Source organism: Agathobaculum desmolans ATCC 43058, from assembly GCF_000701665.1.
Classification (GTDB): Bacteria; Bacillota; Clostridia; order Oscillospirales; family Butyricicoccaceae; genus Agathobaculum; species Agathobaculum desmolans.
On the sequence record NZ_JNJN01000033.1, the window covers coordinates 22,683 to 30,419 of the forward strand.

General features: G+C 52.6%; 10 protein-coding genes. All 10 read left to right on the forward strand.

Annotated elements, in window-relative coordinates; all coding sequences use genetic code 11:
* The first annotated feature begins 45 nt into the window (after positions 1–45).
* Complete coding sequence (locus T363_RS0109305; RefSeq protein ID WP_009242861.1) at positions 46–627, forward strand: P27 family phage terminase small subunit; 582 nt, start codon at positions 46–48, stop codon at positions 625–627.
* Entirely contained in the window at positions 628–1,893 is a 1,266-nt protein-coding gene (locus T363_RS0109310; protein ID WP_031475230.1) for a site-specific DNA-methyltransferase, read from the forward strand.
* A 145-nt stretch (positions 1,894–2,038) separates the two neighbouring features.
* Positions 2,039–2,707: a virulence protein gene (locus tag T363_RS0109315; protein ID WP_031475231.1), complete on the forward strand. Its 669-nt coding sequence runs from the start codon at positions 2,039–2,041 to the stop codon at positions 2,705–2,707.
* The gene (locus T363_RS0109320; RefSeq protein ID WP_009242864.1) at positions 2,698–2,922 is read left to right on the forward strand and encodes a DUF4314 domain-containing protein; all 225 of its coding nucleotides are present in this window, start codon (positions 2,698–2,700) and stop codon (positions 2,920–2,922) included. Before T363_RS0109315 ends, T363_RS0109320 begins: the two co-directional genes overlap by 10 nt.
* A 1-nt stretch (position 2,923) precedes the next feature.
* Positions 2,924–3,100 carry a DUF5049 domain-containing protein gene (locus T363_RS0109325; protein ID WP_022117870.1) on the forward strand — a complete coding sequence of 59 codons (177 nt, stop codon included), beginning with the start codon at positions 2,924–2,926 and terminating at the stop codon, positions 3,098–3,100.
* 132 nt (positions 3,101–3,232) lie between these two features.
* Positions 3,233–3,598 carry a DUF7698 family protein gene (locus tag T363_RS0109330; RefSeq protein ID WP_031475232.1) on the forward strand — a complete coding sequence of 122 codons (366 nt, stop codon included), beginning with the start codon at positions 3,233–3,235 and terminating at the stop codon, positions 3,596–3,598.
* A 4-nt stretch (positions 3,599–3,602) separates the two neighbouring features.
* A complete protein-coding gene (locus tag T363_RS0109335; RefSeq protein ID WP_031475233.1) occupies positions 3,603–3,851 on the forward strand; it encodes a DUF7678 domain-containing protein in 249 nt (82 codons plus the stop codon).
* Between the two features lie 121 nt (positions 3,852–3,972).
* The gene (locus T363_RS0109340; protein ID WP_031475234.1) at positions 3,973–5,574 is read left to right on the forward strand and encodes a terminase large subunit; all 1,602 of its coding nucleotides are present in this window, start codon (positions 3,973–3,975) and stop codon (positions 5,572–5,574) included.
* Positions 5,575–5,590: 16 nt separating this feature from the next.
* Positions 5,591–6,919 carry a phage portal protein gene (locus tag T363_RS0109345; protein ID WP_031475235.1) on the forward strand — a complete coding sequence of 443 codons (1,329 nt, stop codon included), beginning with the start codon at positions 5,591–5,593 and terminating at the stop codon, positions 6,917–6,919.
* Entirely contained in the window at positions 6,916–7,644 is a 729-nt protein-coding gene (locus T363_RS0109350; RefSeq protein WP_031475236.1) for a head maturation protease, ClpP-related, read from the forward strand. Before T363_RS0109345 ends, T363_RS0109350 begins: the two co-directional genes overlap by 4 nt.
* Positions 7,645–7,737: the final 93 nt, after the last annotated feature.

A 7,737-nucleotide genomic window follows, 5' to 3' on the forward strand; every position in this document is an offset into this window, starting at 1 on the left:
AAACAGGGTATTAAACCCTGCACCACAGAAATGGAAGTGATCGACATGGCGAAAGACGGAACCTATCGCGGCGGGCGGCGTGTCAAAGCTGGCTCCAAGCCGGACGCCCTCGCCGACAAAATTATGAAAGGCGCACCTGCAAAGCGTATGGAGCTGCCGGACTTCACAGAAGACATGACCGACTTCGATGTTGATGACATCGGTGACGGCGTAGAGCTGGAAGGCATGGATATGCCAAGTCCGGACGATTACCTCTCTGCTCTGCAGAAGGACGGCAAGCCCCTCGGCGCAGATGAAATCTATAAGGAAACATGGCTGTGGCTCAAAGAACGTGGCTGCGAGAGGCTGGTAAACAAGCGCCTGCTCGAAAGCTACTCTGAGGCCTTTGCCCGGTACATTCAGTGCTCCGAAGCGGTCAGCAAATACGGCATGCTCGGAAAGCACCCGACCACCGGCGCTGCCATTGCGAGCCCATTCACACAGCTTTTAATGAACTTTCAGAAGCAGGCCAACCTGCTCTGGTACGAGATTTATGACATTGTGAAGCAAAACTGCACCGAGCCCTTTGAGGGCAGCCCGCAGGACAGCGTGATGGAGCAGCTGCTTCGAAGCAGGAGGAATATGTAAATGAACACACAGAAATTGGAACAGGTACCTATTGATAAACTGGTGCCCTATGCCCGGAATGCCCGGACACATAGCAAGGAGCAGATCGCACAGCTCCGAGCTTCCCTCAGGGAGTTCGGCTTTGTGAGTCCTGCGGTCATTGACGCAGATTATAACATCCTCGTCGGCCACGGTCGCGTTACGGCTGCCCGCGAGGAAGGATATGAAACCGTGCCCTGCGTCTTTGCCGAGAACCTGACGGAAGCACAAAAGCGTGCGTATATCCTTGCGGACAATCAGCTGGCGCTCAACGCAGGCTGGGATGAGGAAATGCTGTCGGTCGAATTATCTGACCTGCAGGATCAGTCCTTTGACCTATCTCTCCTCGGCTTTGATGCCGGTGAACTGGATAAGCTGCTCGGCACCGGGGATGAGAAGGACATTGCCGATGATGACTTTGACCTCACTGCTGCCCTTGAGAAGGCCTCCTTCGTGGAGCACGGCGACATCTGGACGGTCGGCAGGCATCGTGTTATGTGTGGCGACGCCACCTCGCCGGAAGATGTGGAAAAGCTCATGGGCGGCAAGAAAGCAAACCTCGTCCTGACTGATCCACCCTACGGCGTATCCTTTAAAGCCTCGGACGGCCTTACGATCCAGAACGACTCTCTCAAGGGCGAGGAATTTTACAAGTTCCTGCTGGCAGCTTTTAAGAACATGGCTGACCACCTCGAAAAAGGCGGAGCCGCTTACTGCTTCCATGCGGATACCGAAGGACTCACATTCCGAAAGGCATTCATTGACGCAGGCTTCCACCTCGCCGGTGTGTGTATCTGGGTAAAGAACAGCCTCGTGCTCGGTCGCTCCGATTATCAATGGCAACATGAGCCTGTGCTCTACGGCTTTTTGCAAAACGGCAAGCACCCGTGGTATTCCGACCGCAAGCAGACCACCATCTGGAACTACGATAAGCCAAAGCGCAATAAGGATCACCCGACCAGCAAGCCGCTCGATCTTCTGGGCTATCCCATCCAGAACTCCTCTCAGGAGAATTCTGTAGTTATTGATACCTTCGGCGGCTCCGGTTCCACACTGATGGCCTGTGAGCAGTTAAACCGTATCTGCTACATGATGGAGCTCGATCCGAAATACGCCTCTGTCATCCTTCGTCGTTACGTGGAGGATACCGGTGATGAGGAGAATGTGTATGTAATAAGAAACGGTGAAAAGCTCCTCTATTCCGCTCTGGCAAAGGAAGTCGAGACCTCTCCGACGGCGGGTGTATAATACACAATTTCTGCCCGGATTCGTCGGCGATTTTCTACCTCAGAAAATGTCGGAAATTGCTTGATAAATAAGGCTTTCAGAGTGATGTATATACATGCCGAAAGGCACAGCTTAAAACCTTAATTCACAAAGGAGGAACACACTCATGAAAGCAAATTACAACGTAACCGGAAACGCCAGAAAAGCATTGGTCGCAGCCATCGAAAACCTCACCGGCGAAAAGGCAGTCTACATGCGTATGCCGACCTGCGCTTACGAGATCGGCAACATCACAGTCGACAAAGAAGGCGGCGTAACCTGCGAGGACGCAGACAAGCTGGAACGCATCATCCATAACCTGATCGCGGACGGCTTCACACCGGAGGATACCGAAGAGGTCGAAAACGACGATGAAGCCACTGGCCTTACAGTCAGCCTCCCGCTCGACAAGGTGGCGGTCGGAAACCTCACCAACCTCCTCACAGCCAAGGAAAGCCTCATCAAAAAGGCACTCGGCATTGACGACCTTGGCATCGAGGTCACAGAGGATACGGTCAGCTTCCCTTGGTTTACTGAGATGCCGGAGCCGGAAGAGGTCAAGGCTTACACCCACTTCATTGCAGCCCTTGGCAAAATGAGCCGGGATTTGAAGCGCATCAGCGCCACCGAGAAGGAAGTCGACAACGAGAAGTACGCATTCCGCTGCTTTCTCCTGCGGCTTGGCTTCATCGGAAACGAATATAAGGCAGAGCGCAAGATTCTCCTTAAGAATCTCTCCGGCAACTCCAGCTGGAAGAACGGCGCACCGGAAAAGGAGGTGGCAGCATGCGAATGATCACAAAAGAGCAGCTTGAAGCGCTCCGCTCCCGCTACCCGGCAGGCACCCGCGTGGAGCTTCTCCAGATGGACGATGTGCAGGCTCCGCCTATCGGCACCAAGGGAACCGTTACAGGAGTCGACGATACCGGCAGCCTCATGGTGAACTGGGACAACGGCTCCGGCCTGAATGTCATCTACGGCATCGACCGTGTGCGGAAGGTGGTGGACTGATATGGATAAAAAGGTAAAGGAGCAGATCCTTGCTATCCGGGACACTGGTCTTACCAATATGTTCGATGTGAACACGGTACAGCGTCTGGCCTATGAGAGAGACTTCTACGAGCTGGTTTTATACCTTGAGGATCACCGGAAAGAATACGTGAATTTCATTCTGACCGGCGAGGCATAAACTACACAATTTAGGCCTCAAAACTTCCTGCAGGATTGTCACATATATTTCGATAAATAGCTTGCTATTACAGGCGTTCAGAGTGATATATGTACATACCAAAAGGGAAAACAACCACAAGGAGGAACCATCATGAAGTACACAATCGAAGCCATAGAAAACGCAAAGCCCGGAATGCGCTGGGAAGAGATCGGATGCCAGTGGACGCTGGGACAGGCCTACCTTTACAGCAAGGAAGCAGGAAACGACCTGCCGAACTTCGCCGAAGTCATCTGGGATTACGACATTGAAGCGATCCTTGCAGATTGCCGGAAGCTCGGAGTAAAGGAATTCACCATCAGCTCCACCTTCTCAAGCCTCATCGAGACCATTGCAAAGTTTGAGGAGCTCGGCTGCACGCTGGACGGAATTGTAAAGGTCAAGGAGCGCTACACCCACTTCGGAAGCGACGAGCACGCCCTCATCCCGGCCTTCAAGATGACGGTAAAGGAGGCGTAAGGAAATGTGGAGCGAAGGAGTTATCGGCATTCCGGATGCCAAGGACAAGGAGAAATATACCAAGTGCCACTACTGGGTAAAGCACTACGATGAGCCAAGCGAAACTTACGGCATCAATGGCGGCAGGATCAGCAAGCTCATGATCAAGATTGACGGCGAGACCGTTTGCAACTACGACAGAGGCTGGGACATTCATCCCACCTGTAAGGAAGCAGAGATGGCGCTTTGCATCCTGCTGGAGAACCACAACTAAGCATTAAACCCGAATATGAATATTCCGGGAGACTGAGCCAGAAGGCTCTTTCTCTCGTACTGATACCAGATCGCTATGGCGGTCTTTTATTTTGCTCTGAAAGGAGGCGGCCACCGTGCCAATGCGAAAACTGAAAAACTATAAGCCGACCCGCTTCATGGCAGAGACTTCTCACTACAGCAAGCAGATGGCGGACTTCGCTGTGATGTTCATCGAGCAGCTCACCCACACCAAAGGCACGTGGGCAGGAAAACCCTTCGAGCTCATCGACTGGCAGGAAAGGATCATCCGCGACCTGTTCGGTGTCCTGAAGCCGAACGGTTACCGTCAGTTCAATACGGCCTATATCGAAATTCCTAAGAAAATGGGAAAGTCAGAGCTGGCCGCTGCTGTCGCCCTGCTCCTTTGCTGCGGTGACGGTGAGGAACGCGCCGAAGTCTACGGCTGCGCTGCCGATAGACAGCAGGCCACCATCGTTTTTGATGTTGCTGCGGATATGGTGAGGATGTGTCCGGCACTTAATCGTCGCGTCAAAATACTGGCCTCCCAGAAACGGATCATCTATGAGCCTACCAACAGCTTCTATCAGGTTCTCTCCGCTGAGGCCTACAGTAAGCACGGCTTTAACATCCACGGCGTGGTATTCGATGAGCTGCACACCCAACCGAATCGGAAACTCTTTGATGTAATGACAAAGGGCTCCGGCGATGCCAGAATGCAGCCGCTGTATTTCCTGATTACCACAGCCGGAAATGATACAAACACCATCTGCTATGAAGTCCACCAGAAAGCGCAGGACATCCTCGACGGCAGGAAGGTCGATCCAACCTTCTATCCGGTCATTTACGGTGCGGAACCTGACGAGGACTGGACTGATCCGGAGGTGTGGAAAAAGGCAAACCCCTCTCTCGGTATCACGGTCGGCATTGACAAGGTGGAAGCGGCCTGTGAATCGGCAAAGCAAAACCCCGGTGAAGAGAATTCCTTCAGGCAGCTGCGCCTTAATCAATGGGTAAAGCAGGCTGTCCGCTGGATGCCAATGGATAAATGGGACGCCTGCGCCTTTCCGGTCAATGAGGACGACCTCGAAGGCCGTGTCTGCTATGGCGGTCTTGACCTGTCCTCCACTACGGATATTACTTCCTTTGTGCTGGTATTCCCGCCACGGGATGAAAACGACAAGTATGTGATCCTCCCATACTTCTGGGTGCCAGAGGATACGCTGGAACTTCGCGTGAGACGCGACCATGTACCCTACGACACTTGGGAGAAAGAAGGCATGCTGCAGACCACCGAGGGCAATGTCATCCACTACGGCTATATCGAGAAATTCATCGAACGCCTCGGCGAGCGCTTCAATATCCGCGAGATCGCATTCGACCGCTGGGGAGCAGTCCAGATGGTTCAGAACTTGGAGAACATGGGCTTTACTGTCGTGCCCTTCGGACAGGGCTTTAAGGATATGAGCCCGCCCACAAAGGAGCTCATGAAGCTGACACTTGAGCAAAAGCTCGCTCACGGCGGCCACCCGGTGCTCCGCTGGAATATGGATAACATCTTCATCCGTACTGACCCAGCCGGAAATATCAAGGCTGACAAGGAAAAATCTACAGAGAAGATCGACGGTGCTATCGCCACCATCATGGCGCTTGACCGTGCGATCCGCTGCGGCAATGACAACGGTGCTTCTGTCTATGACGACAGAGGCATTTTATTTATCTGAAAGGCAGGTGATTAATATGAGCATATTTTCAGGACTGTTTCGTTCAAGAGATAAGCCTACCAATTCAACAACCGGAAGCTCCTACCGCTTCTTCTTCGGCGGCACGACCTCCGGCAAGGCTGTAACGGAGCGCTCCGCCATGCAGATGACGGCGGTCTACTCCTGCGTGAGGATTCTGTCCGAGGCGATTGCAGGACTGCCGATTCACCTCTATCGATACGGCAAAGGCGGCAGCAAGGAAAAAGCGATAAATCATCCGCTATACTTCCTGCTTCACGATGAGCCAAATCCGGAAATGACATCCTTTGTATTCCGGGAAACATTGATGACGCACCTACTCCTGTGGGGAAATGCCTACGCCCAAATCATCCGGAACGGCAAGGGCGAAGTAGTCGCACTCTATCCTCTGATGCCAAATCATATGACGGTCAACCGCGATGAAAACGGTGAGCTTTATTACGAATACCAAACATCACAGGATGAGGCGCACACGATGAATGGAAGCCGTGTAAGACTTCAGCCGTCCGACGTGCTGCACGTTCCCGGTCTTGGCTTTGACGGCCTTGTGGGCTACAGCCCGATTGCAATGGCTAAAAATGCCATCGGCATGGCAATAGCCTGCGAAGAATACGGCGCTAAGTTTTTTGCAAACGGCGCGACTCCCGGCGGCATCTTGGAACATCCCGGTGTGGTAAAAGATCCGGAGCGTGTAAGAGAAAGCTGGAACTCTGCTTTCGGTGGCAGCTCTAATGCAAACAAGGTGGCTGTGCTGGAGGAAGGCATGAAATATACGCCTATCTCCATCTCACCGGAACAGGCGCAGTTTTTGGAAACACGTAAGTTCCAGATCAATGAAATCGCACGTATCTTCCGCATCCCGCCTCACATGATCGGCGATCTTGAGAAATCGAGCTTCTCAAATATCGAGCAGCAGTCGCTGGAATTTGTGAAATACACGCTCGACCCGTGGGTATGTCGCTGGGAACAGTCCATGCAGAGAGCCCTGCTCTCTCCGGATGAAAAGAAAAACTACTTCTTCAAATTCAACGTGGACGGCCTGCTCAGAGGCGACTACCAGAGCCGCATGAACGGCTATGCGGTCGGACGCCAAAATGGCTGGATGTCCGCTAACGATATCAGGGAGCTTGAAAACCTCGACCGTATTCCAGAGGAGGAAGGCGGCGACCTGTACCTGATCAATGGCAATATGACCAAGCTCAAGGACGCAGGTATTTTCGCGGCCTCAGCACAGACGCAGGAGGAAGCTGATGAAACGAAGGAAACACAAACCGAACCGGAACCCGAAGATGGGAACACCCGGTTCAGAAAGAAGGAGGCACTATGACCAGAAAGTTTTGGAACTGGGTGCGAAACGAGGAGCCGGACAGCTTTGGCTCCGACCGAACGCTCTACCTCGACGGGGAAATTTCCGATGAGACATGGTTCGGCGACGAAGTAACACCCAAGCTATTTAGTGATGAACTGCATGCAGGCGATGGAAACATCACCCTCTGGATCAACTCTCCGGGCGGTGATGTTTTTGCTGCTGCGCAGATCTACAACATGCTGATGGATTACCCACATGATGTGACGGTCAAAATTGATGCTCTTGCTGCTTCAGCGGCATCTGTTATCGCTATGGCCGGAACAAAGGTCTGCATGAGTCCCGTGGCCATGATGATGGTACACAACCCTGCAACCATCGCCATCGGTGATACCGAGGAAATGCAGAAAGCCATCGACATGTTAAACGAAGTCAAGGAATCCATTATGAATGCCTACGAAATCAAGTCCGGGCTCTCCCGCCACAAGATTTCACAGCTCATGGATGCCGAGACATGGATGAACGCCAAAGAAGCCGTGAAGCTCGGCTTCGCAGACGAGATTCTGTTCAGGGATGGAGAAAAATCCGTCCCTGAGGATACGGCTGACGCGGAGATGCTTTTCTCCCGCAAGGCCGTCACTGATTCACTGCTTTCCCGACTGATTCCTAAGAAAAAGCCGGAAGCAAATAAACACATGGTACCAGTAACCGATCTTGAGAAGCGCCTTTCGCTTCTCGCACATTAAAGCCTGCAAATAAGAAGTCAAGCCCCGAACAGGACTTGACGAAAGAAAACTTTGTAGGCGGCAGGTAGAAAACAAGTGCAACACAAAAAGGCC

Excerpts from the sequence above, each read along its gene's own strand:
- T363_RS0109315 (WP_031475231.1), top strand. The coding sequence starts at position 2,039 with ATGAAAGCAAATTACAACGTAACCGGAAACGCCAGAAAAGCATTGGTC.
- T363_RS0109310 (WP_031475230.1), top strand. The coding sequence starts at position 628 with ATGAACACACAGAAATTGGAACAGGTACCTATTGATAAACTGGTGCCC.
- T363_RS0109325 (WP_022117870.1), top strand. The coding sequence starts at position 2,924 with ATGGATAAAAAGGTAAAGGAGCAGATCCTTGCTATCCGGGACACTGGT.
- T363_RS0109335 (WP_031475233.1), top strand. The coding sequence starts at position 3,603 with ATGTGGAGCGAAGGAGTTATCGGCATTCCGGATGCCAAGGACAAGGAG.
- T363_RS0109340 (WP_031475234.1), top strand. The coding sequence starts at position 3,973 with ATGCGAAAACTGAAAAACTATAAGCCGACCCGCTTCATGGCAGAGACT.
- T363_RS0109330 (WP_031475232.1), top strand. The coding sequence starts at position 3,233 with ATGAAGTACACAATCGAAGCCATAGAAAACGCAAAGCCCGGAATGCGC.
- T363_RS0109305 (WP_009242861.1), top strand. The coding sequence starts at position 46 with ATGGCGAAAGACGGAACCTATCGCGGCGGGCGGCGTGTCAAAGCTGGC.
- T363_RS0109350 (WP_031475236.1), top strand. The coding sequence starts at position 6,916 with ATGACCAGAAAGTTTTGGAACTGGGTGCGAAACGAGGAGCCGGACAGC.
- T363_RS0109320 (WP_009242864.1), top strand. The coding sequence starts at position 2,698 with ATGCGAATGATCACAAAAGAGCAGCTTGAAGCGCTCCGCTCCCGCTAC.
- T363_RS0109345 (WP_031475235.1), top strand. The coding sequence starts at position 5,591 with ATGAGCATATTTTCAGGACTGTTTCGTTCAAGAGATAAGCCTACCAAT.